General features: G+C 71.2%; 16 protein-coding genes, 1 tRNA gene and 1 pseudogene. 7 read left to right on the top strand and 11 right to left on the bottom strand.

All coding sequences use genetic code 11. The features are described 5' to 3' along the window. Positions 1-21 precede the first annotated feature (21 nt). Positions 22-2,862 (bottom strand): annotated as a pseudogene (uvrA, locus tag WMJ97_RS01005) (excinuclease ABC subunit UvrA); the annotation flags it as partial. 69 nt (positions 2,863-2,931) lie between these two features. Here uvrA and WMJ97_RS01000 point away from each other — a divergent pair. Genes WMJ97_RS01000 through WMJ97_RS00990 form a run of 3 tightly spaced genes read left to right on the top strand, consistent with a single transcriptional unit; the run spans position 2,932 to position 4,779 of the window. Next, positions 2,932-3,645, top strand: coding sequence for a maleylpyruvate isomerase N-terminal domain-containing protein (locus WMJ97_RS01000; RefSeq protein ID WP_347347088.1), 714 nt, complete (start codon positions 2,932-2,934; stop codon positions 3,643-3,645). Positions 3,646-3,658: 13 nt separating this feature from the next. Next, entirely contained in the window at positions 3,659-4,255 is a 597-nt protein-coding gene (locus WMJ97_RS00995) for an MBL fold metallo-hydrolase (RefSeq protein ID WP_347347087.1), read from the top strand. Further along, entirely contained in the window at positions 4,255-4,779 is a 525-nt protein-coding gene (locus WMJ97_RS00990; protein ID WP_347347086.1) for an N-acetyltransferase family protein, read from the top strand. The genes WMJ97_RS00995 and WMJ97_RS00990 overlap by 1 nt, the downstream gene beginning before the upstream one ends. Before the next feature lie 13 nt (positions 4,780-4,792). Here the strand turns inward: WMJ97_RS00990 and WMJ97_RS00985 are convergent, their stop codons facing one another. The 7 genes from WMJ97_RS00985 to rpsA all read right to left on the bottom strand — a co-directional run bounded on the left by WMJ97_RS00985 (position 4,793) and on the right by rpsA (position 15,919). Beyond that, positions 4,793-5,014, bottom strand: a complete 222-nt coding sequence (locus WMJ97_RS00985) for a hypothetical protein (protein WP_347347085.1) — start codon at positions 5,012-5,014, stop codon at positions 4,793-4,795. A 71-nt stretch (positions 5,015-5,085) separates the two neighbouring features. Beyond that, entirely contained in the window at positions 5,086-7,158 is a 2,073-nt protein-coding gene (uvrB, locus tag WMJ97_RS00980) for an excinuclease ABC subunit UvrB (protein WP_347347084.1), read from the bottom strand. Positions 7,159-7,272: 114 nt separating this feature from the next. Next, the gene (locus tag WMJ97_RS00975; protein ID WP_347347083.1) at positions 7,273-8,736 is read right to left on the bottom strand and encodes an NAD-dependent succinate-semialdehyde dehydrogenase; all 1,464 of its coding nucleotides are present in this window, start codon (positions 8,734-8,736) and stop codon (positions 7,273-7,275) included. Between the two features lie 45 nt (positions 8,737-8,781). Further along, positions 8,782-9,888: an alpha/beta hydrolase-fold protein gene (locus WMJ97_RS00970; protein WP_347347082.1), complete on the bottom strand. Its 1,107-nt coding sequence runs from the start codon at positions 9,886-9,888 to the stop codon at positions 8,782-8,784. Beyond that, a complete protein-coding gene (gene lysX, locus WMJ97_RS00965; RefSeq protein ID WP_347347081.1) occupies positions 9,875-13,159 on the bottom strand; it encodes a bifunctional lysylphosphatidylglycerol synthetase/lysine--tRNA ligase LysX in 3,285 nt (1,094 codons plus the stop codon). The genes WMJ97_RS00970 and lysX overlap by 14 nt, the downstream gene beginning before the upstream one ends. Before the next feature lie 109 nt (positions 13,160-13,268). Next, the gene (coaE, locus tag WMJ97_RS00960) at positions 13,269-13,871 is read right to left on the bottom strand and encodes a dephospho-CoA kinase (RefSeq protein WP_347347080.1); all 603 of its coding nucleotides are present in this window, start codon (positions 13,869-13,871) and stop codon (positions 13,269-13,271) included. A 584-nt stretch (positions 13,872-14,455) separates the two neighbouring features. Beyond that, on the bottom strand, positions 14,456-15,919 hold the full coding sequence (gene rpsA / locus WMJ97_RS00955) for a 30S ribosomal protein S1 (protein ID WP_347347079.1): 1,464 nt from the start codon (positions 15,917-15,919) through the stop codon (positions 14,456-14,458). A 250-nt stretch (positions 15,920-16,169) separates the two neighbouring features. Between rpsA and WMJ97_RS00950 the strand changes: the two genes are divergently transcribed. Beyond that, positions 16,170-16,874, top strand: coding sequence for an ABC transporter ATP-binding protein (locus WMJ97_RS00950; RefSeq protein WP_347347078.1), 705 nt, complete (start codon positions 16,170-16,172; stop codon positions 16,872-16,874). Positions 16,875-16,888: 14 nt separating this feature from the next. Then, positions 16,889-19,006 carry an FtsX-like permease family protein gene (locus WMJ97_RS00945; protein ID WP_347347077.1) on the top strand — a complete coding sequence of 706 codons (2,118 nt, stop codon included), beginning with the start codon at positions 16,889-16,891 and terminating at the stop codon, positions 19,004-19,006. 117 nt (positions 19,007-19,123) lie between these two features. Here WMJ97_RS00945 and polA read toward each other — a convergent pair whose 3' ends face one another. Continuing rightward, complete coding sequence (polA, locus tag WMJ97_RS00940) at positions 19,124-21,835, bottom strand: DNA polymerase I (protein ID WP_347347076.1); 2,712 nt, start codon at positions 21,833-21,835, stop codon at positions 19,124-19,126. 23 nt (positions 21,836-21,858) lie between these two features. Here polA and WMJ97_RS00935 point away from each other — a divergent pair, with 23 nt between their 5' ends. Further along, the gene (locus WMJ97_RS00935) at positions 21,859-22,263 is read left to right on the top strand and encodes a hotdog fold thioesterase (RefSeq protein ID WP_347347075.1); all 405 of its coding nucleotides are present in this window, start codon (positions 21,859-21,861) and stop codon (positions 22,261-22,263) included. Here WMJ97_RS00935 and WMJ97_RS00930 read toward each other — a convergent pair whose 3' ends face one another. After that, positions 22,264-22,929: a response regulator gene (locus WMJ97_RS00930; RefSeq protein WP_347347148.1), complete on the bottom strand. Its 666-nt coding sequence runs from the start codon at positions 22,927-22,929 to the stop codon at positions 22,264-22,266. A 119-nt stretch (positions 22,930-23,048) separates the two neighbouring features. Between WMJ97_RS00930 and WMJ97_RS00925 the strand changes: the two genes are divergently transcribed. After that, positions 23,049-23,132: transfer RNA gene (locus WMJ97_RS00925), tRNA-Leu, on the top strand. A 17-nt stretch (positions 23,133-23,149) separates the two neighbouring features. Here the strand turns inward: WMJ97_RS00925 and pyk are convergent. Next, a complete protein-coding gene (gene pyk / locus WMJ97_RS00920) occupies positions 23,150-24,553 on the bottom strand; it encodes a pyruvate kinase (protein ID WP_347347074.1) in 1,404 nt (467 codons plus the stop codon). Positions 24,554-24,617: the final 64 nt, after the last annotated feature.

Raw genomic sequence — 24,617 nt, 5'->3', positions numbered from 1 at the left:
CGACGTCCGGGCACCCTAGGCGAGGAGGGGCTTGAGGTACTCCCCGGTGAAGGACGCCGGGTTGCCCGCCACCTGCTCGGGCGTGCCGACCGCCACGACCTCGCCGCCGCGCGAGCCGCCCTCGGGGCCCATGTCGATCAGCCAATCGGCGGTCTTGATCACGTCGAGGTTGTGCTCGATCACGATGACCGTGTTGCCGGCGTCGACCAGGCGGCCCAGCACGAGGAGGAGCTTGTTGATGTCTTCGAAGTGCAGGCCGGTCGTCGGCTCGTCGAGCACGTACACCGTGCGGCCGGTGGAGCGCTTCTGCAGCTCGGCGGCCAGCTTGACGCGCTGGGCCTCGCCGCCCGACAGGGTGGTCGCCGGCTGGCCCAGGCGCACGTACCCGAGGCCGACGTCGACCAGCGTGGTCAGGTGCCGGGCGATGCCGGGGATCGCGGCGAAGAACTCCACCGCCTCCTCGATCGGCATGTGCAGCACCTCGGCGATGGTCCTGCCCTTGTAGTGCACCTCGAGCGTCTCGCGGTTGTACCGCGCGCCGTGGCACACCTCGCAGGGCACGTACACGTCGGGCAGGAAGTTCATCTCGATCTTGATCGTGCCGTCGCCGGCGCAGTTCTCGCAGCGGCCGCCCTTCACGTTGAACGAGAACCGCCCCGGCTGGTACCCGCGGACCTTCGCCTCCGGCGTCTCGGCGAACAGCTTGCGGATGCGGTCGAACACGCCCGTGTACGTCGCCGGGTTCGAGCGCGGCGTCCGCCCGATCGGCGACTGGTCGACGTGAATCGCCTTGTCGATCTCGGACAGCCCTGTGATGCGCTCGTGCCGGCCCGGCACGTCTTTCGCCCCGTAGAGCTCTTTGGCGAGTGCCCGGTAGAGGATCTGGTTCACCAGCGACGACTTGCCCGACCCCGACACGCCCGTGACCGCGATGAACCGCCCGAGCGGGAAGTCGACGGTGACGCCGCGCAGGTTGTTCTCCGTCGCCTCGTGGACCGTGAGCTTCTTGCCGTTACCCGGACGCCGGATCGCCGGCACCGGGATCTCCCGCCGGCCGGCCAGGTACGCGCCCGTCAGGGACTCCTTGCTCTTCAGCAGCTGGTCGACAGACCCGGAGACGACCACCTTGCCGCCGTGCTCGCCCGCGCCCGGGCCGATGTCGACGACCCAGTCGGCCACCCGGATCGTGTCTTCGTCGTGCTCGACGACGATGAGCGTGTTGCCCATGTCGCGCAGCCGCACCAGCGTGTCGATGAGCCGCCGGTTGTCGCGCTGGTGCAGCCCGATGGACGGCTCGTCGAGCACGTACAGGACGCCGACGAGCCCGGACCCGATCTGCGTCGCCAGCCGGATGCGCTGCGCCTCGCCGCCCGACAGGCTGCCCGCCGACCGCGACAGCGTCAGGTAGTCGAGCCCCACGTCGAGCAGGAACCGGAGGCGCTCGTTGATCTCTTTCACCACGCGCTCGGCGATGGCCGCCTCGCGCTCGGTGAGGGTGAGGCCGCGCATGAACACGGCGACGTCGGCGATCGACAGGTCGGCCACCTGGGCGATGTTCTTGCCGTCGACCGTGACCGCCAGCGAGGACGGCTTCAGCCGCGCGCCGTGACAGGCGTCGCAGGGGATCTCGCGCATGTAGCCGGCGAACCGCTCGCGCGAGTTGTCGGTCTCGGCCTCGGCGAACCGCCGCCGCACGTAGGGGATCGCGCCCTCGAACTTCGCGTTGTAGTTCTGCTCGCGGCCGTGCCGCGTCCGCGTGGACACGTGGATCGTGCCCTTCACGCCGTTCAGGATCAGCCCCCGCACGGACGCCGGCAGCTCGCTCCACGGCGTGTCGACCGAGAAGCCGTGCTCGCGCCCGAGGGTGCGGAACAGCGTCTGGAAGTACCCCGACACGTAGATGGACGACCACGGCGCGACCGCGTTCTCGCTGAGGCTCTTGCTGCGGTCGGGCACGACGAGGTCGGGATCGACCTCCATCCGCGTGCCGAGGCCCGAGCACTCGGGGCAGGCACCCCACGGGGCGTTGAACGAGAACTGCCGGGGCTCGAGCTCTTCGATCGAGATGTCGTGCGCGTTCGGGCAGGCCAACTTCTCGGAGTAGCGGCGCTCGCGGTTCGGGTCGGACGTCGGCAGGTCGACGAAGTCGACCGCCACCACCCCGGACGCCAGCCCCAGCGCCGTCTCGATCGAGTCGGTGAGGCGCTGCTTCACGGTCGGCTTCACGGCCAGCCGGTCGACGACCACCTCGATGTTGTGCTTCTTCTGCTTGTCAAGCGTGGGTGGGCTGGCGAGCTGATGCACCTCGCCGTCGACCCGGACGCGCGTGAACCCCTGCGTGACCAGGTTGCGGAACAGGTCGTGGTACTCGCCCTTGCGGCCGCGGACGACGGGGGCCAGCACCTGGAACCGGGTGCCCTCGTCGAGCGCCAGGAGGCGGTCGACGATCTGCTGCGGCGTCTGCCGGCTGATCGGCTCGCCGCAGACCGGGCAGTGCGGACGCCCCGCCCGTGCGAAGAGGAGGCGCAGGTAGTCGTAGATCTCGGTGATCGTGCCCACGGTGGAGCGCGGGTTGCGGTTGGTCGACTTCTGGTCGATCGAGACCGCCGGGCTCAGGCCCTCGATGAAGTCGACATCCGGCTTATCCATCTGACCCAGGAACTGCCGCGCGTAGGCCGACAGCGACTCCACATAGCGACGCTGCCCCTCGGCGAAGATCGTGTCGAACGCCAGCGACGACTTGCCGGACCCGGACAGGCCGGTGAACACGATCAGGGCGTCCCGCGGCAGATCGAGGGAGATATTGCGGAGGTTGTTCTCGCGCGCGCCGCGCACGAGGAGTCGATCATTCACGGCGCTCATCGTAGGCGGTGGCTCCGACACTTTCCCCGCGGGGATGCCCCCGAGGGAAGGAGGCCCTAAGTTGGAGGCATGCGCGACATCATCCGCCTGGGCCAGGTCGAGACGGTGCGCAAACGCCTCAACGAGGCCACCCAGAGCCTGCTGGGCGACACGATCGTGCTCAGCGACGCCGAATGGCAGCAGCCGAGCCTGCTGCCGGGCTGGTCGCGCGCCCACGTCGCCACCCACCTCGCGCGGGGCGCCGACGCGCTGTCGCACGTCGTGCGGAACACGGCGTCCGGGCGGATGGTTCCGCTGTACGCGAACGAAGGGCAGCGACTCGCCGACATCGAGCGCGGCTCCGAGCGCTCGGGGCTGGAGTTGCAGATCGACCTCGACACGGCCGCCGGAGCGCTGGAGGAGGCCTTCGCCGAGGTCGTCGACTGGCTCGTGCCGGTGACCCTGCCGATCGGGGAGCATCCGCTGGCCGCGGTCACGATCGCGCGGCTGCACGAGGTGTGCCTGCACCACCTCGACCTCGACACCGGCTTCGCCAGTCACCTCATCGACCCTGTGCCGGCGCGCTGGCTGCTGCAGTGGTCGTGCGATCGACTGGCAGAGAGCGCGCACGTGCCGGCCGTGGACGTGCGCAGCGCGTCCGGGGTCAGCGAATCCCTCGGGGGCGTGGGTGAACGACGCGAGGTGACCGGCACCGATGCCGCCCTGTGGGGTTGGGTCACGGGCCGCGAAGATGGCAGTACCGTGGACGCGGCGGAAGGCGTCCTCTTCCCCCTGTCGAGCTGAAAGGGCCGCACTCATGCGCGTGTCGACCATGTCCGTCGGGCCGATGGACAACAACGCTTACCTGCTCACCGACGGCGACGTCGGTGTGCTCGTGGACGCCGCGAACGATCCCACCAAACTGCTGGAACTCATCAACGGCACACGGCTCGAGACGATCGTCACGACCCACCGGCACCCCGACCACATCCAGGCGCTGGTGCCGGTCGCGAAGGCGTCCGGGGCGCGGCTCATCGCCGGGACGCCCGACGTCTCGGCGATCGAATCGGCCACGACGCTGCCGCTGGAGGGCGTGTGGGACGGGGACTTCGTGGACGTCGGCGCCGAGCGGCTCGAGGTGATCGGCCTCGTCGGGCACACGCCCGGGTCGATCGCGCTGGCTTATACGCCGGAGGGGGGCCCGGCCGAGCTGTTCACGGGCGACTCGCTGTTCCCCGGCGGCGTGGGCCGCACGAACAACCCCGAGGACTTCGACTCCCTCTACCACGACGTGACGACGAAGCTCTTCGACCGCTTCGGCGACGACACGGTCGTCCGGCCGGGCCACGGCGCCGGCACGACGCTGGGCGCCGAGCGTCCGCACCTCGCCGAGTGGCGCGAGCGCGGTTGGTGATGGAGATCCGCGCGGCCCGGGAGGAGGACGCCCCCGGCATCGCCGCGATCTACAACGACGCCGTCGCCCACTCGACCGCCATCTGGAACGACGAGCTCGTCGACGCCACGAATCGCGCCGCCTGGCTGACGGCCCACCGCGACCTCGGCTACCCGGTGCTCGTCGCCGCCGAGGACGACCGGGTGCTGGGCTACGCCACCTTCGGCGACTGGCGCGCCTTCGACGGCTACCGCCACACGGTCGAGCACTCGGTGTACGTGCACGCCGACGCGCGCGGACGCGGCCTCGGCCGCACGCTCATGGTCGCCCTCATCGACGAGGCCCGCCGCCTCGGCAAGCACGTGATGGTCGCGGGCATCGACGCGAGCAACACCGGATCGATCCGGCTGCACGAGCGGCTCGGGTTCACGTCCGTCGGTTTGCTGCCCCAGGTCGGCATGAAATTCGGCCGCTGGCTCGACCTCGCCTTCCTGCAGCTCACCCTCGACGGTCGGCCGGCCCCCGACGGGCCCGCCGGGGCCTGAGCGGACGCCTGGCCTACCCTGAGTGGCTGCGGCGGCACCCCAGCGCGGACGCCGCCGGCTTGATCGCCAGCGCGACGACCGCCCCACCCACGACACGCTCGTCGAGACGGCGGACGGCCGGGAGGCGCTGCGCCAGCAGGACGCCGAACGCGATGCAGCACCCCTTCACCAGAGCAATGTCGCCCGGCGACAGCCGTCGCGTGGCCGTGGTCACCCAGTCCGGATACGTCATCATGAGCCCTCCTTGCGCTCGCGTCCGTGCTGCGCCGACCGGCGTCCGAGAGCTGCGACCCGGACGCCGCGCGGCTACTTCGTCGCCGCGACCATCTGCCGCAGCGTCTTCTTCAGGTCGGCGATCTCGTCGCGCAGGCGCGCCGCGACCTCGAACTGCAGCTCCTTCGCCGCCTGGTGCATCTGCTCGGTGAGCTCGGTGACCAGCCCGGCCAGCTCGGACGTCGGCAGCGCCTCCACGTCGCGCGCCTCCCGGGACGGCGTCGGGGAGACCTTCTTCGCACCGGCCTTCGCGACGAGCTCCGCCGTATCCGCGTCTTCCCGCGCCAGCATGTCGGTGATGTCGGCGATCTTCTTGCGCAGCGGCTGCGGGTCGATGCCGTGCTCGCGGTTGTAGGCGATCTGCTTGTCGCGGCGGCGATTCGTCTCGTCGATCGCCGCCTCCATGGACGGGGTGATCTTGTCGGCGTACATGTGTACCTGGCCCGCGACGTTGCGCGCGGCGCGGCCGATGGTCTGGATCAGCGAGCGTTCCGACCGCAGGAAGCCCTCCTTGTCGGCGTCCAGAATCGACACGAGGGAGACCTCAGGCAGGTCGAGCCCCTCGCGCAGCAGGTTGATGCCGACCAGCACGTCGTACTCCCCCAGCCGCAACTCGCGCAGCAGCTCGACCCGCCGCAGCGTGTCGACCTCGGAGTGCAGGTACCGCGTGCGGACGCCGTTCTCCATCAGGTAGTCGGTCAGGTCTTCGGCCATCTTCTTCGTCAGCGTGGTGACCAGGACGCGCTCGTTGCGCTCCACGCGCAGCTTGATCTCGCCCATGAGGTCGTCGATCTGGCCCTTCGTGCCCTTCACGACCACCTCGGGGTCGACCAGGCCGGTCGGCCGGATGACCTGCTCCACGAACCCGTCGCCGCGCGCCAACTCGTAGGGCCCCGGCGTCGCCGACAGATACACGGTCTGGCCGATGCGCTCGGTGAACTCCTCGAAGCGCAGCGGCCGGTTGTCCATCGCGCTCGGCAGCCGGAACCCGAAGTCGACCAGCGTGCGCTTGCGGCTCATGTCGCCCTCGTACATGCCGCCGATCTGCGGGACGGTCACGTGCGACTCGTCGACGACGAGCACGAAATCTTCGGGGAAGTAGTCGAGCAGGCAGTTCGGCGGCGTGCCGGGGCCGCGGCCGTCGATGTGGCGGCTGTAATTCTCGATGCCCGAGCAGGTGCCGATCTGACGCATCATCTCGACGTCGTACCCGGTGCGCATGCGCAGCCGCTGCGCCTCCAGCAGCTTGTTCTGCCCCTCCAGCTCGGCGAGCCGGCCCTCCAGCTCCGACTCGATGCCGTCGATCGCCCGCTCCATCCGCTCCGGACCCGCCACGTAGTGCGAGGCCGGGAAGATGTACACCTCCTCATCCGTGCTGATGATCTCGCCGGTCAGCGGGTGGAGCGTCGTGAGCGCCTCGATCTCGTCGCCGAAGAACTCGACGCGCACCGCGTTCTCCTCGTACACCGGGAAGACCTCGAGCGTGTCGCCCCGCACCCGGAACGTGCCCCGCGTGCCCGCCAGGTCGTTGCGCGCGTATTGGATGTCGACGAGGCGGCGCAGCAGCGCATCCCGATCCCACTCTTCGCCCACCCGGAGCCGCACCATGCGGTCGACGTACTCCTGCGGCGTCCCCAACCCGTAGATCGCCGAGACCGTCGCGACGACGATGACGTCGCGCCTGGTCAACAGCGAGTTCGTGGCCGAGTGACGCAGCCGCTCGACCTCTTCGTTGAGCGACGAATCCTTCTCGATGTACGTATCGGTCTGCGGCACGTACGCCTCGGGCTGGTAATAGTCGTAGTAGCTCACGAAGTACTCCACCGCGTTGTCGGGGAAGAACTGCCGCAGCTCGTTCGCGAACTGGGCCGCGAGCGTCTTGTTCGGCTGCATGACCAACATCGGCCGCTGCAGCCGCTCGGCCAGCCAGGCGATCGTCGCCGTCTTGCCCGTGCCCGTGGCGCCCAGCAGCACGACGTCTTGCTCGCCCGCCTTCACGCGCCGCTCGAGGTCGTCGATGGCCGCCGGTTGATCGCCGGCCGGGGCGAAGTCGGCCACCACGTGGAAGGGTGCGACGCGGCGCTGGATGTCTGTCACGGGGCGCATGGCTCCAGCGTACGGTCGGACTCCGACAAAAACGGACGCCCGCCGTCCGCCCACGGCGGACGGCGGGCCCGGCGTCCCCCGCTCTGGGACCACTCGCCCCCGGGGGACGGCGCGTCAGCCGGCGAACGGGTCGGGCAGGCAGACGTAGATCGTCTCGAGGTACTCCTCGATGCCGTCGTGGGCGCCCTCGCGCCCCAACCCGGACTGCTTGATGCCCCCGAAGGGCGCCGCGGCGTTCGACAGGACGCCCTGGTTGATCGCGATCATGCCCGTCTGCAGCAGCTCGGACGCCCGCAGCGCCCGCTTCAGGTCGCGCGTGTAGACGTACCCGGCCAGCCCGACGGACGCCGCGTTGGCCAGGGCGAACGCCTCCTCCTCGGTGGCGAACGTGACGATCGGGGCGACCGGGCCGAAGATCTCCTCGGTGACGACGCGGGCGTCCCGGCCGACGCCGGTCAGCACCGTCGGCGGGTAGAACCAACCGGGTTCGTCTCCGGGCTCGCCGCCGGTGAGCACCGTGGCGCCGGCCGACGTCGCCTCGGTCACCAGCTCGTGAATGCCGTCGCGGGCGTCCGCGTTGACGAGGGCGCCGATGTCGTGGCCCTCCAGGCCGTCGCCGACGCTGAGCCCCGAGAAGCGGTCTGCGAGGAGGCGTCCGAACTCGTCGGCCACCGACTCGTGCACGATGAACCGGTTCGCGGCCGTGCAGGCCTCGCCCATGTTCCGCAGCTTGGCGAGCTGGGCGCCCTCGGCGGCCGCGGCCAGGTCGGCGTCCTCGAACACCAGGAAGGGGGCGTTGCCGCCCAGCTCCATGGAGGTCCGCAGGACGCCGTCGGCGGCCTGCTTGAGCAGCGCTTTGCCGACCGGCGTCGAGCCGGTGAACGACAGCTTGCGCAGGCGCGGGTCGGCGAGAAGGGCGTCCGTCACGTCGTGCTGACGCGAGGTGATCAGGTTCACCACGCCCGCCGGGACGCCGGCGTCCTCGATGGTCTTGAGGAACAGCAGGGCCGTCAGCGGCGTCAGGCCCGCAGGACGGACGACGACCGTGCAGCCGGCCGCGAGCGCCGGAGCGACCTTGCGCGTGATCATGGCGAGCGGGAAGTTCCAGGGGGTGATGAGCAGCGACGGCCCCACCGGACGCTTCGTCACGAGCTGGCGGAAATTGCCCTCCGGCGAGGGGCGATAGTTGCCGTCGATGCGGGCGGCCTCCTCGGAGAACCAGCGCAGGTACTCCAGGCCGTAGGTCACCTCGCCCTGCGACTCCGCCAGCGGCTTGCCCATCTCGAGGGTCATGACGCGGGCCAGGTCGTCGGAACGCTGCCGCGCGAGCTCGAAGGCGGCGCGCAGGATCTCGGCTCGCGTCCGGGCGGGCGTGCGGGCCCAGGAATCCTGGGCGGCGACCGCGGCGTCCAGGGCAGAGATGCCGTCCTCGACGCTCGCATCGGCCACCTCGGCGAGCACCTCGCCGGTCGCGGGGTTCTCCACGGCGAAGGTACCCCGGGAGCCGTCGACCCAGCGGCCGTCGATGAACAGTTGGTTCGGCACATCCTGTGGGAGCGAATGATCGGTCATACTCACCATCTCATCACTCGTGGCAAGGGCTGGGGCCACCCCCGCGGGGTTTCAGGGCTTGAACCCCGGGACGCCGGCGCCCAGCCAGGCCAGCCCCTTGGGCACCTGTGGACGCCAGACGCTGAAGTTGTGCCCGCCCGCGGAGTCGATGGCGGCGGTGACCGACATCGGGGCCCGCGCGCTCTCCAGGAACGGCTTCGTGCTCGCCCAGGACGAGGCGTCCTTCCTGGTCGAATGCACGGAGAGCGCGACGCGCGGCGGCTTGGTTTTCGCCAGCGCGACCAGGTCGTAGCCGGCCAACCGCTGCGCGTTGAGCGGCGGCTTGGACGTCCACGCCGGCCGGAAGTAGCCGCCCAGGCTCACCGCCGCCGAGAACCTGTCGGGGTGCCGCATCGTCACCATCGACCCGCACCAGGCGCCGGCCGAGAAGCCCAGCCAGGCCCAGCCGCTGCGCTGGGGCACGACGCGCAGCCGCTCGGCGACGAACGCGGGCACGTCCCGGGCCAGCCACGTCTCCACCTGGGTGTCGCCGCCGGGGCCGTGGACACACTCGGTGTCTTTCCCGTTCGGCATCAGGCTCGGCACGACGGTGATGAATGGGGCGATCTTCCGTTGCGAGACGGCCTGGTCGCCGACCGTGGCCATGTCGATCACCGACTGGAACTGCCGCGTCGAGCCCGGCATCCCGTGCCCCGCCATGAGCACCGGGTAGGCGCGCTGCGCCTCGCCGGGCTCGAAGTAGCCGCTGGGCAGGATCACGGTCACCGCCCAGGTGGCGTTCCCGACCGACGTCGGCACGTTGAACACCTGGGTGCGCTGCCCGGGGGCGGGCAGCGCGGGAAGGGCGCGGGTGTCGGTGCGGGTCACCGCGTCCTCGCGGACGAACGTGTCGGACGCCGCCCCCTTCTGCTGATGCTCCTCCTTGCTCTCGGCGCCGCCCAGGATGTCGGACGGCTTCTCGAACCAGGCGTTGGAGCGGTTCAGCACGAGCCCGACGCCGGCCAGGATCAGCACCGACGAGACCAGGATCACCAGGCCGTTCAGGGCGGCGCCGCGGAGGTTCCGCGGCGTCCGGGAGGTCAGCCACGCTCCCCCGCCGAGCCCGGCCACGGCCAGCACGGCCACGACGACGTAGATGGAGTCATCAAGCAAGTTCACGGCTACCCCCCGGGCGCACGAAGGGGAAGGCCAGCACCCCACGGATCGGTTGGCCGGTGAGCAGCATCACGAGGCGATCCAGCCCGATGCCGAGCCCGCCCGTGGGCGGCATGCCGAGCTCGAGCGCGGCGAGGAAATCCTCGTCGACCTCCATCGCCTCGGGGTCGCCCTCGGCCGCGCGGAGCGACTGCTCGGTGAGGCGACGCCGCTGATCGAGCGGGTCGGTGAGCTCGGTGTACGCGGTGCCCAGCTCCATGCCGTCGACGACGAGGTCCCACCGCTCGACGTGGCCGGGCGCGGTGCGATGCGGCCGGGTGAGCGGGGAGGTCTCGAGCGGGAAGTCGGTGTAGAACGTCGGCGCGGTGGTGCGCGGCTCGACGAGCTCGCCGTACAGCTCCTCCAGGACGCCGCCCGCGCCGAGCCCGTCGCCGACCTCGATGCCGTGGTCGAGCGCCAGCCGGACGAGGTCGTCCAGCGGGTCGGACAGGCTCACCGGGCGGCCGACCGCGGCCGACACGGCGTCCGTCACGCTGACCACCGCGAAGGGGCCGCTGAGGTCGACCTGCTCGCCCGAGCGCAGGGTGAGCGACGGGCGTCCGGACGCCGCCACCGCGGCCGCGCGCACCAGGTCTTCGGTGAGGAGGCGCATCGCGGTGTAGTCGGCGTACGGCTGGTAGGCCTCCAGAGAGGTGAACTCGGGGTTGTGGGTCGCGTCGACCCCCTCGTTGCGGAAGTTGCGGCTGATCTCGTACAGGGGGCCCATGCCCCCGACGACCAGGCGTTTCAGGTAGAGCTCGGGGGCGATGCGCAGGGAGACGTCGAGGTCGTAGGCGTTCACGTGCGTCACGAACGGACGCGCCGTCGCGCCGCCGTGCACCGCGTGCAGCACCGGCGTCTCGACCTCCAGGAACCCCCGTTCGTCGAGCAGGCGGCGCACCGCCCGGACGATCGCCGTCCGCGTCCGCAGGACCTCGGCCGCCGCGGGGTGGACCACCAGGTCGTCCGACCGGCGGCGCGCCCGCCCCTCCGGGTCGCCCCAGGACGCCTCCGGCAGCGGCCGCAGGCACTTGGCCTGCAGGCGCCACGCGGTGAGGAGCAGCGACGGCGTCCCGGTGCGGGAGGCGCCCCAGCGACCCGTCACCTCGACGAGGTCGCCGCGGTCGGCCCAGCGGGCCAGCCGGTCGAGCGCCTCCGCGCCCAGGCCCGCGCGCTCGGCGAGCGCCTGGACGCGGGCGGCGCCGTCGATCAGGTCGACGAAGACGACCCCGCCGTGGTCGCGGACGCGGGCGACGCGCCCGACGGCCGACACCGTCTGAGCCCCGCACGCCTGCCCAGACGCCAACTCGGACGCCAGCTCGGCGAGCGTCGCCGTCGGCGGCTCACCGGCCGCCGGGTAGCCGTCGCCGCCGGCGTCCGTCAGCTCGGCGAGGTGCCGCAGCCGGACGCGCTCGCCGTCGGTGCGCCGGACCGACGGCAGCGCGAGGGCCGGCGCGGCGGCGTCCAACTCGGCGACGGCCGCGAGGTCGAGCGGCGACAGCGAGCGGTCGCGCGCCCGCCGTCGGGCCAGCGGCCCCTGCGGCAGGAAGCCCTCGGCCGACCCCATCGCCAGGATCGTCTTCGGCAGCAGGAACGCCGCGTCGTAGCAGACGTAGCGCGGCACCCAGCGCGGGCGGTAGCGACGGTTGGAGCGGTACAGCCGTTCGAGCTGCCAGAAGCGGTCGAGGAAGCCCAGCACCGAGCCGTTGAGCTTGGTCAGACCCCCGGAGCCCAGCTTGGCCGATTCGGCGAACACCGACCGGAACATGCAGAAGTTCAGCGAGACCCGCGCGACGGAAACCTCCGGGCCTCGGCGCATCAGCTCGCAGACCATGAGCTCGGTCACGCCGTGCGGCGCGTCCGGACGCCGGCGCATCACGTCCAAAGACACCCCGCGCCGGCCCCACGGCACGAACCCGAGCACCCCGGCCAGCGACCCGTCGGCCTCGTGAGCGGTCACGTAGAGGATCCGCCCGTCCGCCGGATCCATCTCCCGGTTGAGCGCCATGGAGAAGCCACGCTCCGACTCGCCGTGCAGCCACGACCGCGCCGCCACGGCGATCTCGCGGCGCTCGGCCGGGGACAGCTGGGCCTGGCGACGCAACTGCACGTGCAGCCCGGACGCCTCCGCGGCCCGCACGGCGTGCCGGACGTCCGCCATCGCGGGCCCCTCCAGCGTGAACCGGGACGCCTCGAGCACCGCCTCGTCGCCCATCGCCCGCACCTGGAAGCCGGCGTGCGCGTACGCCCGCGCGCCGGACTCGCTCGCACTCAGCACCGCGGGCGACCAGCCGTGCTCGCGGGCCTCGGCCCGCCAACGGCCGATGGCCTCCTGCCACGCGTGTGGGTCGCCGATCGGGTCGCCGGCGGCCAACGCGACGCCGTTGACGACCCGGTACGAGACGACCGCCCGGTCGCCGGGCGTGAGGATCGCGGAGCGGTCGCGCCGGGTCGCGAAGTAGGCGAGCGAATCGTCCTCCCCGTGGTCGCGGACGAGCCGCCGGATCGCCAGCTCGTGCCGGCCCGACCACGCGTGCGGGTCGCGGGCGGTACGGAGGAACACCACGGACGCCGCCACGATCGACAGCGCCGTCAAGATCGAGGTGAGCCCCGGAACCCACGGCGGGACGCGGCCGATCGCGCCGGCCAAGGCATCGCTGTACCCGAATCCGTCCGCGACGACGGCCAGCAGCAGCGCGGAGGAATCCACCGCCGTCAGGCCGAGCCCCCACAAGATCGCCACCGTGACGCCGACCGTCACCGCCAGCCCGGCGAGGCCCGCCACGGTGGCCAGCACCCAGGAGCCGGGACGGATGCGCGCGCGGAACGCCGGTCGCAGGCGCCACAGCCACCAGCACGCCACGACCCCGACGACGATGGAGAAGACGTCGAGCCAGGTCCACCACGCCAGCTGTCCAGCGCCCGCCCCCTCGGCGTCGGGGGTCAGCAGGTCCTCGGTAGAGGCGGCGATGCCGAACACCTGGAAGGCCACCACGGTCCATAAACCGAGGCGTTTACGGCGCGCGAGTGCCGTCGCCGTCAGGCTCAGGAGGGCCACCGACACGACCGAGAACGAGAACGGCATGTTCAGCGCGCTGACGAAGCTCTCCGCCCACGTCTGATCGGCCCGGCCGCCGTGCAGAATCAGCCACCCGACGAACGCCGTGCAGGCGGCCACGAGCCACACCGTGGTGAGCAGCCGGCCACCGCGTTCCGACGAACCCTGCCGCCCCACGTGTACCTCCCGAAAAAAGCCGTCGCCCACACTAGCCATGCCGGGGAGCGCGCAGGGGCGACCATGGGCGTCCTTGGGTCAGACCAAAGTCGACGTCTGCACCGGACGCCTACGACCGCGGCTCGCCGGCGAGCCGGGGCCACAGCGCGTCGACCTGGGCCTCCAACTCGGGCAACCCCGCCGAGTTGTCGATGACAAGGTCGGCCGCCTCGAGCCGCTCGGCCCGGGACGCCTGCGCCTTGAGCCGCGCGCGCGCCTGCGAGGGCGTGTAGCCGTTGCGTTGCATGAGCCGCCGCAACTGCACCGCTTCGTCGGCATCGACGACGACCACGAGGTCGAAGTCGTCGGCCTGCCCGGTCTCGACCAGCAGCGGGATCACCTGCACCACGACCGCGCCCGGCGGCGCCTGGAGTTGCAGTTCGGCCGCCCGCGCCCGGACCGCCGGGTGCACGATCGCGTTCAGGTCGGCCCGAGCCACCGGGTCGTCGAACACGATCTGACCGAGCTTGGCGCGGTCGAGCGCGCCGTCGGGTGTCAGCACGGTCGTGGCGAAGCGCTCGACGATGGCCTCGAGCCCGCGCGTGCCCGGCTCGACCACCTCGCGCGCGAGCGTGTCGGAGTCGATGATCACCGCTCCCCGCCGCGCCAGCATGTCGGAGACGGCCGTCTTGCCCGACGCGATGCCCCCCGTCAAACCGATCCTGCGAGTCATGGTCGTCATGCTGTCAGCCGCCTGTGACATTGTCCGGCGACGCGCGCGTTTCTACCTGACACTCTCCACACGCCAGTGTGGAGAGTGTCACACGCCCCCCGCGGAGCGAGTCCGCTCCTGAGATCCCCCGGACGCCTGCCGCAGTCCGCCTCGGCTGGGCCGCGCGTGCGCCGGCCGCTTCGGCCCCGACCGCGCGTGCGCCGGCCGAGCCCGGGGTTGGATCGTCCTGTCCTGGGAGCGTCCTGCCCTGGGAGCGACCTGCCCTGGGGGCGTCCCTGTCCGGCTGACCCTGACTGGCCCGTTGCCGGTCCGGCGTCCCGAGCGGACGTCCGCTCAGTGACCAGGCGCGAGAACGCGCCAGTCAGGGTCGCCCACCGAAGGACGCCTCGCCGCCGGGCGTCCGACACCCTCGCCGCCGGCCGACACGCGACACAGACACGCCCCTCGCAAGGACACGCGCTCGGACGCCACCAGGCGGGCGTCCGTGGGAAACGGCGCGGCGTCCCGTTAAAGCGTGTGACGTTCTCCACACCGGAGTGTGGAGAACGTCACGTAGAAACGCCCTCAGCGGGCCGGGGTCACCCTCAGCGGGCGCCGCCGGTCAGCTTGTCGCGCAGGGCCTGCAGGGCCTCGTCGGACGCCAGCGAACCCTCGGGGGCCGCCTGGCTCGGCGCGCCTCCGGCGGAGTAGCTGGAGGTGTTGCTCGGGGACGCCGCCGCGTTGAGATCCGCAGCCTCGGCCTCCTCGACCTGACGCTTGTGCGCCTCCCAGCGGGCCTGAGCCTCGGCGTACTGCTGCTCCCACGCGCGCTGCTGCTCTTCGTAACCGGGCTTCCACTCCTGGGTGTCGGGATCGAAACCCTCGGGGTAGATGTAGTTGCCCTGGTCGTCGTAGCTGGCGGTCATGCCGTACAGCGACGGGTCGAAATCGTCCGCAGCCACGTCGACGCCCTCGTTCGCCTGCTTCAGCGACAGGGAGATGCGGCGACGCTCGAGATCGATGTCGATGATCTTGACCATGACCTCGTCGTTGACGGAGACGACCTGCTCGGGGATCTCCACGTGGCGCTCGGCGAGCTCGGAGACGTGCACCAGGCCCTCGATGCCCTCCTCGACGCGGACGAACGCGCCGAACGGAACCAGCTTCGTGACCTTGCCGGGCACGATCTGGCCGATCTGGTGGGTGCGCGCGAAGGTCTGCCACGGATCTTCCTGCGTCGCCTTGAGCGACAGCGAGACGCGCTCGCGATCCATGTCGACGTCGAGCACCTCGACCGTGACCTCCTGGCCCACCTCGACGACCTCGCTCGGGTGGTCGATGTGCTTCCAGGACAGCTCGGACACGTGCACCAGGCCGTCCACACCGCCGAGGTCGACGAACGCGCCGAAGTTGACGATGCTGGAGACGATGCCCCGGCGGATCTGGCCGCGCTGCAACTGGTTGAGGAAGGTGTGCCGCACCTCGGACTGCGTCTGCTCGAGCCAAGCCCGGCGCGACAGCACGACGTTGTTGCGGTTCTTGTCGAGCTCGATGATCTTCGCCTCGAGCTCCTGGCCGACGTAGGGCTGCAGGTCGCGGACGCGCCGCATCTCGACCAGCGACGCGGGCAGGAAGCCGCGCAGGCCGATGTCGACGATCAGACCACCCTTGACCACCTCGATGACCCGGCCGGTCACCACGCCGTCCTCTTCCTTGATCTTCTCGATCGTGCCCCAGGCGCGCTCGTACTGAGCCCGCTTCTTGGACAGGATGAGGCGGCCTTCCTTGTCTTCCTTCGTCTGGACGAGAGCCTCGATCACATCGCCCACGTTGACCACGTCGAACGGATCGACGTCGTGCTTGATGGAGAGTTCCTTGGACGGGATGACGCCTTCGGTCTTGTAACCGATGTCGAGCAGGACCTCGTCCCGATCGACCTTGACGACGGTACCGGTCACGATGTCACCGTCGTTGAAGTACTTGATAGTGGAGTCGACGGCGGCGGCGAAGTCTTCCGCCGAGCCGATGTCGTCGACAGCGACCTGAGCGGCCTCAGGAGAGGAGGTCATGTAGTAGGGCTCCGATTACAGTGTCAATGGTTGTGGACGGCGTAACCCTGCGCGCCTGCCACCCTAGGTCCGGCAGCAGACAGACCACGCCGATTCCTCAGCCTACCCAGCGCCCCTGACCAGGTCAAAGCCGGACCCCTCAAACCACCCCTTGGGACGCCCGCCTCCGCGTCCTCCTCCCGAGGACGGACCGCCGAACCCTCTCGCCGGAGGATGCCCGCGCAGGCGTCCGGACGATGCACTGGTCGCCATGCCACACAGTGCACCCACCCACACCGCCGTCGCCGCGGGGCTCGCGGCGTCCGGGCTGACGAAGACCTTCGGGAGCGTCCGCGCGCTCGCGGACGTCGACCTGGTGATCCGCCCCGGAGAGGCCGTCTCGATCATGGGCCCGTCCGGCTCGGGCAAGTCGACGCTGCTGCACTGCCTCGCGGGCATCCTCGTCCCGGACGCCGGCGCGGTCACGCTGGGCGCCGACCGGGTCTCCGCCCTCCCGGACGCCGCCCGCAGCCGCCTGCGCCGCGAGCGGTTCGGCTTCGTGTTTCAGGACAACCAGTTGCTCACCGAACTGCCCGCCGACGAGAACGTCGCGCTCCCCCTGCTGCTCACCGGACGCCCGCGGCCGCGCGCGATCGCCCTCGCCCGCGACTGGATGGCCCGGTTCGGGCTCGCCGGCCTCGAGGGACGCCGCCCGGGCGAGCTGTCCGGCGGGCAGGCCCAGCGCGTGGCGATCGCGCGGGCGCTCGTGGGGCGTCCGGCGGTCGTCTTCGCCGACGAGCCCACGGGCGCGCTTGACCAGGCCACCGGCGCGGAGGTCATGAGCGTGCTCACGGACGCGGCGTCCGACCTCGGCTCGACGCTGATCGTCGTGACGCACGACCCGCACGTCGCCGGCTGGTGCTCGCGGCACGTGGAACTGCGCGACGGGCGCGTCAGCGCCGACGAACGGCGGTGAGCGCGGTGCGCACGATGACGTCTCTGGCCCCGCACCTGTTCCGCGGACGCCGCGGCACCGCCCAGGGCGGGATCGACCTGCTCGCCGTCGCCGCGTTCGCCGCGAGCGCCGCGCTGCTGGAGGCCGTCGTGGGCGGCTTCCATCTGTTCTGGCAACGGCAGACGGACGTCCCGCCGGCGCTCGCCGCGGCCGCCGACCCCAGCATGGGGGCGGCCGCCACCGCCGCGGTGTGGACGATGCTCGCCGCGGTCGCGTCCGCGATGTTGCTCGTCCCGATCATGACGCTCGGGGGCGCCGCCGCCCGGATGGGCGCCCTCGGACGCGATCGCCGGCTGGCGGCGCTGCGCCTGCTCGGGGCGACGTCCGCCGACGTCACCTGGCTGACCACGCTCGAGACCATGCTGCAGGCCGCGGTCGGTTTCGCCGCCGGGACGCTCGTCTATCTCGTGACGCTGCCGGGCTGGGCGCTGCTGACGTTCCAGGGGCAGCCGCTCGGGGCCGGTGAGATGCTGCTGCCGCCGCTGTGGATCGCGGGGATCGGCGCCGGGCTCGTCGTCCTCGCGGGGCTCGCGGCCCTGCTGGGCCTGTCGGCGGTGCGCATCTCGCCGCTCGGGGTGGCCCGCTCCGCCGGGCGCGCCCGGCTGCGCCTGGTCCGGCTGCTGGGGATCGCGGTGGTCGTCGGGGGCTGGCTCGTGGTCGCGCCGATCGTCGGCCGGCTCGACGTCGCGCTCGCCGCCGTGCTGATCGTCGTCTCGCTCGGTCTGTTCCAGGGGACGATCAACCTGGTCGGACCCCTGCTGGTGCAGCTCGCGGGCACGGTGCTGCGCCGGGGACGCGGGGCCGTCGGCGTCCTGGCCGGCCGGCGCCTGCTCGCCGACCCGAAGGGGGCCTGGCGCGGCGTGGGCGGGCTGGCGGCGGTCGGATTCGCCGCCGGGGCGATCCTCGTGATGCCACCGGCGGGCGCGTCCGCGTCCCGCACCACCCTCGCCCGGATCCTCGCCCACGACCTGCCCGCCGGGCTGCTGCTGACGCTCGCGATCGCGCTCGTGGTCGCGGCGGCGTCCACGGCGCTGAACCAGACGGCGTCCGTGCTCGACCGGCGGGCGAGCCTGGTGAACCTCGATCACCTCGGGACGCCGCGCGGCGTCCTGCATCGCGCCCGGCTATTGGAGTCGGTCGTCCCGACGGTGATCGCCGCGCTGGGCTCCACCGCGCTGTCGACCACCTTCTTCGCGGCCCTGCTCGGGACGTCCGGGATGGCGGGGGCGACGGCGTCCGGTCTGCTGCAGCTCGCGGCCGTGCTGGGCGCGGGGTTCGCGCTGGTCGTCGCGGCGTCCGAGGGGTGCCGTCCGGTGCTGGCGGCCACGCTCGCCGGCGCCGGGGCGCGGATCGACGGACCTGTCGCTCGCGCCAAAGGAGCCCGCGGCGTCCATCTGCCCGCGCCCCTCGCACCGGCTGCACGGATGTCACCACCCCGGACGCCCCTTGTGGCCGGTTTGCTCGGCCGCGGCCGGGCGGCGTCGGCTAGCCTTCCACCTGAGCAAACCCAGCGAAGGAGAACCCTCATGAGCGGCATCGCAGAAGTCCACCCGGACGCGACCCTCGTTCCCAGCAAGCTCGAGCTGATCGCCTCCTGGCTGCCGCAGCAGCCGTGGTTCAAGGGCGACGCCGCCGACCTCGAGAAGGTCGCGCGCTTCCGGTTCGTCGACCCGGCCGGCGAGGTGGGCATGGAGACGATCCTCGTGAAGTCCGGCGGGGTCACCTTCCAGGTGCCCCTCACCTACCGCGCCGAGGCGATCGACGAGGGCGCCGACTACCTGCTCGGCACGATGGAGCACTCGCTGCTCGGCACCCGGTACGTCTACGACGCCACCGGCGACCCGGACTACCTCGGGGAGCTGATCCGGGTCATCCGCGAGGCGGACAACGAGGCGTCCCTGTCGTCGGGCGAGAAGACCATGGCCGTCGAGGGCAGCGGGGCGAGCCTCGTGGCGAACTCGGCGGGGCAGGTGCGGCTGGCGCGCGTCCTCGACGACGACCACAAGCTGCCCGGCCGCGTCGTCGGCAACCTCACCGGCACGTGGACCGACGGCGACACCGAGCGCACCGCAGTCCTCGCGACGCTGCACTGAGCGACGCGCACTGAGCGACACTGCACTGAGCGCTTTGTGACGTTTCTGTGCTGCGTTCTCCACGCCTGAGTGTGGAGAACGCAGCCTAGAAACACCCACGGGCGGCCCCGCGACGCCTCAGTGCGCGGCGTCGTGCCAGGAGCGCCCGACGCCGACGGAGACGTCGAGGGGGACGGCGAGGTCCACGGCGTGGCCCATCTTCTCCCTGACCAGGCTCTCCAGGGCCTCCCGTTCGCCGGGCGCGACCTCGAACACGAGTTCGTCGTGCACCTGCAGCAGCATCCGCGACGACAGACCGGCCCGGGCCAGGGCCGCCTCCACGTCGAGCATCGCGACCTTGATGATGTCGGCCGCCGACCCCTGGATCGGAGCGTTCAGCGCCATCCGCTCGGCCATCTCGCGCCGCTGCCGGTTCGACGACGTCAAGTCGGGCAGGTAGCGCCGGCGTCCGAGCAGGGTCTCGGTGAAGCCGGTCTTGCGCGCGATGTCGACCACCTCGGTGAGGTAGTCGCGCACGTGCCCGAACCGCTCGAAGTACTCCTCCATGAGGCCGCGGGCCTCGGCCGTCGAGATGCCGAGCTGCCCCGACAGCCCGAACGCGCTCAGGCCGTACGCCAGCCCGTAGTTCATCGCCTTGATCTTGGCCCGCTGCTCGCCGGTGACCTCCAGCGGATCCACGCCGAACACGCGCGCGGCCGTCACCGAGTGGAAGTCGGCGCCCGAGTTGAACGCCTCGATGAGCGCCGCATCCTCCGACACGTGCGCCATGATGCGCATCTCGATCTGGCTGTAGTCGGCGCTCATCAGCGCCTCGTAGCCCGCGCCGACGACGAACCCGTCGCGGATGCGGCGGCCCGCCGCCGTCCGGATGGGGATGTTCTGCAGGTTCGGGTCGGTCGAGCTGAGGCGTCCGGTGGCCGCGATGGTCTGGCTGTACGTCGTGTGGATGCGGCCGTCGTCCGCGATGGACTTCTGCAGCCCCTCCACCGTCTGCCGCAGCCGGATCTGGTCGCGGTGCCGCAGCAGATGCGCCAGGAACGGGTGCTCCGTCTTCGCGAACAGCTGCTCCAGGGCGTCGGCGTCGGTCGTGTAGCCGGTCCGCGTCCGGCGGGTCTTCGGCATCTTCAGCTCGTCGAACAGCACGGCCTGCAACTGCTTCGGCGAGCCCAGGTTGATCTGCTTGCCGAGGACGCCGTAGGCGTCCGACTCCGCCTGCCGCACCTCGGCGTCGAACTCGACGTGGAGGCGCTCGAAATGGTCGGCGTCCACGGCGATGCCGGTGCGCTCCATGACGGCCAGCGTCCGCGACAGCGGCAGCTCGACCTCCTCCAGCAGCGGGGTCCCGCCGTGGGACGCCAGCTCCTCGGCGAGCACCTCCGCCAGGTCGACCACCGCCCGCGCGCGAATCATCGCGTCGGACCCCACCGCGTCCTCGCCGACGTCGAGGTCGAGCGTGAGTTGGGCCGACTCGGCCGCCGGCTCGGCGGCGTCCAGGGACAGCTCGCGCTTCAGGTGCCGAACCGTCAGATCGGCCAGATCGAAGACCCGCTGATCCGGACGCAGCAGGTACGCGGCCAACTGCGTGTCGCAGGCCAGCCCCGCCAGGTCCCAGCCGCGCGCCCACAGGGCGAGCAGCGGCCCCTTCGCGTCGTGGAACGCCTTGGGACGCCCCGCGTCCGCCAGCCACGCCGCCAGCGCCTCGTCGTCGGCCGGGGACAACGTCGACACGTCGATCCACGCGCCGTCGCCGGCGGGCGTCGCGAGGGCCAGCCCGACGAGGTCGCCGGTGCCGGCCCGCCACTGCCCCACCGGGTGGACGCCGACCAGCCCGGACGCATGCTCCTCCAGCCAGGCGCTCACCTCGCCGGGCTCGAGCGTCGCACCGTCGAGGTCGAAGCCCCCGGTCGGCTCATTCTCCGACTCGGGCAGCGTCTCCAGCAGCCGGTCGCGCAGCACGCGGAACTCCAGGCTGTCGAACAGCGTGTGCACGGCCTCGCGGTTCCAGTCGCGCCGCTCCAGCCCGCCGAGCGTGACGCCCGGGAGCTCCAGGTCGGCGACGAGGGCGTTCAGCGTCCGGTTCCTCCGGACGTCGTCGAGGTGCGCCCGCAGCGAGTCGCCCACCTTGCCGCGGATCTCGTCCGCGTGCGCCAGGACGCCCTCCAGCCCGTCGTACGCGGCGAGCCACTTCGCGGCCGTCTTCGGCCCCACCCCCGGGACGCCGGGCAGGTTGTCGGACGTCTCGCCCACCAGCGCCGCCAGCTCGGGGTACCGCTTCGGCGCGACGAGGTACTTCTCCTCCACCGTCGCGGGCGTCATGCGCGCCAGGTCGGAGACGCCCTTGCGCGGGTAGAGCACCGTCGTGAGGTCGTCGACGAGCTGCATCGAGTCGCGGTCACCGGTGCAGATGAGCGTCTGGAACCCCGCCGCGGACGCCTCCCGGCTCAGCGTCGCGATGATGTCGTCGGCCTCGAAGCCGTCGGCGTCCACGTGGACGATGTTGAGGGCGTCCAGCACCTCCTTGATGAGCGCGACCTGCCCGCGGAACTCCTCGGGCGACGTCGCGCGATTCGCCTTGTAATCGGCGTACGTCTCCGACCGGAAGGTCTGCCGCGACACGTCGAAGGCGACCGCCAGGTGCGTCGGCTGCTCGTCGCGCAGCACGTTGATCAGCATCGAGGTGAACCCGTAGACCGCGTTCGTGTGCTGCCCGGTGCTCGTCGAGAAGTTCTCCACGGGCAGAGCGAAGAAGGCCCGGTAGGCCACGGAGTGCCCATCGATGAGCAGCAGCCGGGGCCGGTCGGACGTGGTGTCGGGGCTCGTCGCGGTCACAGGCGCACTCTAGTCTGGGCCCCGTGACCGAGCTACCGGACTGGCTGGCGGCGTGCCGCAGCCCCCTCATCGAGACCATGGGCTTCACGCTGACCGAGATCACGCCCGAACGCTGCGCCGGCGTCTGCCCGGTCGACGGCAACACCCAGCCGGCCGGGTTCTGGCACGGCGGGGCGTCCTGCGTGATGGCCGAGACGCTCGGGTCGATGGCCGCCTACGCCGAGGTCGGCGAGGGCGGGATGGTGTTCGGGGTCGACATCAACGCGACGCACCACCGCGCGGTGCGCAGCGGCAGCGTCCACGGGGTGGCGACGCCGCTGTTCGTGGGGGGCACGACGGCGTCCTACGACGTCGTCCTGACAGACGACGACGGGCGGCGCATCTGCACCGCCCGTCTCACGTGCGCCCTGCGGCGCCCTCGTCGCTGATCAGTCGTCCGCCTCGTCCTCGGGCTCGGGACGCCGCGCCCGCCGCCTGGGCTTGGGTGCGGCGTCCTTCTTGTTGTGCTCGATAACGCTCTCGGCGACCTCGCGCATCGACTTGCGCAGGTCCATCGCGGTCTTCTGAATCCAGCGGAACGCCTCCGGCTCGGAGAGCCCGAGGCCCTCCATGAGCAGGCCCTTCGCGTGATCGACCGCCTTGCGCGACTCGAGACGCTCGGTCAGGTCGCTCACCTCGTCCTCCACCGCGCGGATCTCCGCGTAGCGGCCCATGGCCAGCTCGATCGCGGGGACGACGTCGGAGGCGTCGAACGGCTTCACAACGTACGCCATCGCGCCGGCCTGCCGCGCACGGTCGACCAGGTCGCGCTGGCTGAACGCGGTCAGCATCACGACGGGCGCGATGCGCTCCTTGGCGATCTCGGACGCCGCGGTGATGCCGTCCATCTTGGGCATCTTGACGTCCATCACCACGAGGTCGGGGTCGAGCTCGCGCGCCTTGGCGAGCGCTTCTTCCCCGTCGGCCGCCTCGCCGACCACGTCATAACCCTCGCCGGTCAGCAACTCGACGAGATCGAGGCGGATCAGCGCCTCATCTTCGGCCACGAGCACGCGGGGACGCCTCGCCGCCGGTTGATCGGAACTCACTTCAATATCCTCTTCCTTGTCGTCCCGGGGGATTCCCAGAATACGGGACGTTTGTCCACGGTGGGCGCTTCGCGTCTCGGACGCGCGCCCACCGCGGCTCTTGTGGCACACTGATGCAGCACCCGGCCGGGGTGGCGGAATGGTAGACGCGGACGGCTCAAACCCGTCTGGCCGTAAAGGCTGTAGGGGTTCGACTCCCCTTCCCGGTACGGCCGCCCGCGGCCCCTCACGGCAGTTCGGCGACCCGCAACGAGTTGGTCTTACCGGCCGAATGGCGCGGGTTGCCCGCGACGATCACGACCTTGTCTCCCGACACGACCCCCATGTCTTCCTGCTTCAGGGCTGCGGTGACCGCCTCCACCATCGCGTCGATCGTGGTGAACTCCGGCGTCGTCCACGCCTTCACGCCCCACACCAGCGTCATGCGCTGGCTGGTGTGCGAGCTCGGGCTGAACGAGAGCACCTGGATGTCGGAGCGCAGCCGCGTCAGGCGCAGCGCCGTGTCGCCCGACTTCGTGAACGCGACGAGGTACTTCGCCCCGACCCGCTCGGCGACCTCGACGGCGGCCTTCGCGATGATGCCCGACGTGGTGTGCGGGTTCCACTCGATCGGGTGGATGTCGCCGATCTCCTCGCTTCGGTTCACGATGCGCGACATGGTCTCGACCGTCTGGACCGGGTACTTGCCGACCGCGGTCTCACCGGAGAGCATCACGGCGTCCGCGCCGTCGAGCACCGCGTTCGCCACATCGGACGCCTCCGCCCGCGTCGGCCGCGGGGCGCCGATCATGGATTCCAGCATCTGCGTCGCCACGATGACGGGCTTCGCGTTGCGCCGGGCCAGGTGGATGATGCGCTTCTGGGCGGCCGGCACCTCCTCCAGCGGCAGTTCGACGCCCAGGTCACCGCGGGCCACCATGAAGGCGTCGAACGCCGTCATCAGGCCGTCGAGGTGCTCGAGCGCCTGCGGCTTCTCGATCTTCGCGATCACCGGGAGGCGCAGCCCCTCCTCGTCCATGATCTGGTGGACGATCTCCACGTCGCTCGGCGAGCGCACGAACGAGAGCGCGATCATGTCGACGCCGTGACGCAGTGCCCAGCGCAGGTCGCGCTGATCCTTCTCCGTCAGGGCCGGGACGCTCACAGCCACGCCGGGCAGGTTGATGCCCTTGTGGTCGCTCACCGGGCCGCCGACGACGACCTCGGTCAGGACGTCGGTGTCGGTCACCTCGAGGGCACGCAACTCGATCGCGCCGTCGTTGATGAGGATCTGGTCGCCCGACGTGACGTCGTCGGTCAGCGTGGAGAGCGTGGTGGAACAAATGTCCTTGGTGCCGGCCACGTCACGCGTCGTGATCGTGAACCGGTCGCCGGGGGTGAGAATCTGGGGGCCTTCGGCGAACGTGCCGAGGCGGATCTTCGGGCCCTGGAGGTCGGCGAACACGCCGACCGGACGCCCCGCTTCGGTCGCCGCCTCCCGGACCGTGTGGAGGCGCTGCAGGTGCTCGTCGTAGCTGCCGTGGCTCATGTTGAGCCGGGCCACGTTCATGCCCGCGCGGATCAGGGCGCCGACCACCTCGGGGCTATCGGTGGCAGGACCAAGGGTGCATACAATTTTGGCTTTTCGCACGCTCAAACCCTACTCAACCGCCGCCGGGGCATCCATCCGAGGTTGCTCGGTTGCACAGCTTTCT

Origin of the sequence: Nigerium sp. (assembly GCF_039811905.1) — a bacterium.
Taxonomy (GTDB): Bacteria; Actinomycetota; Actinomycetes; order Propionibacteriales; family Propionibacteriaceae; genus Propioniciclava.
This window is presented reverse-complemented; position numbering and strand designations above follow the sequence as displayed.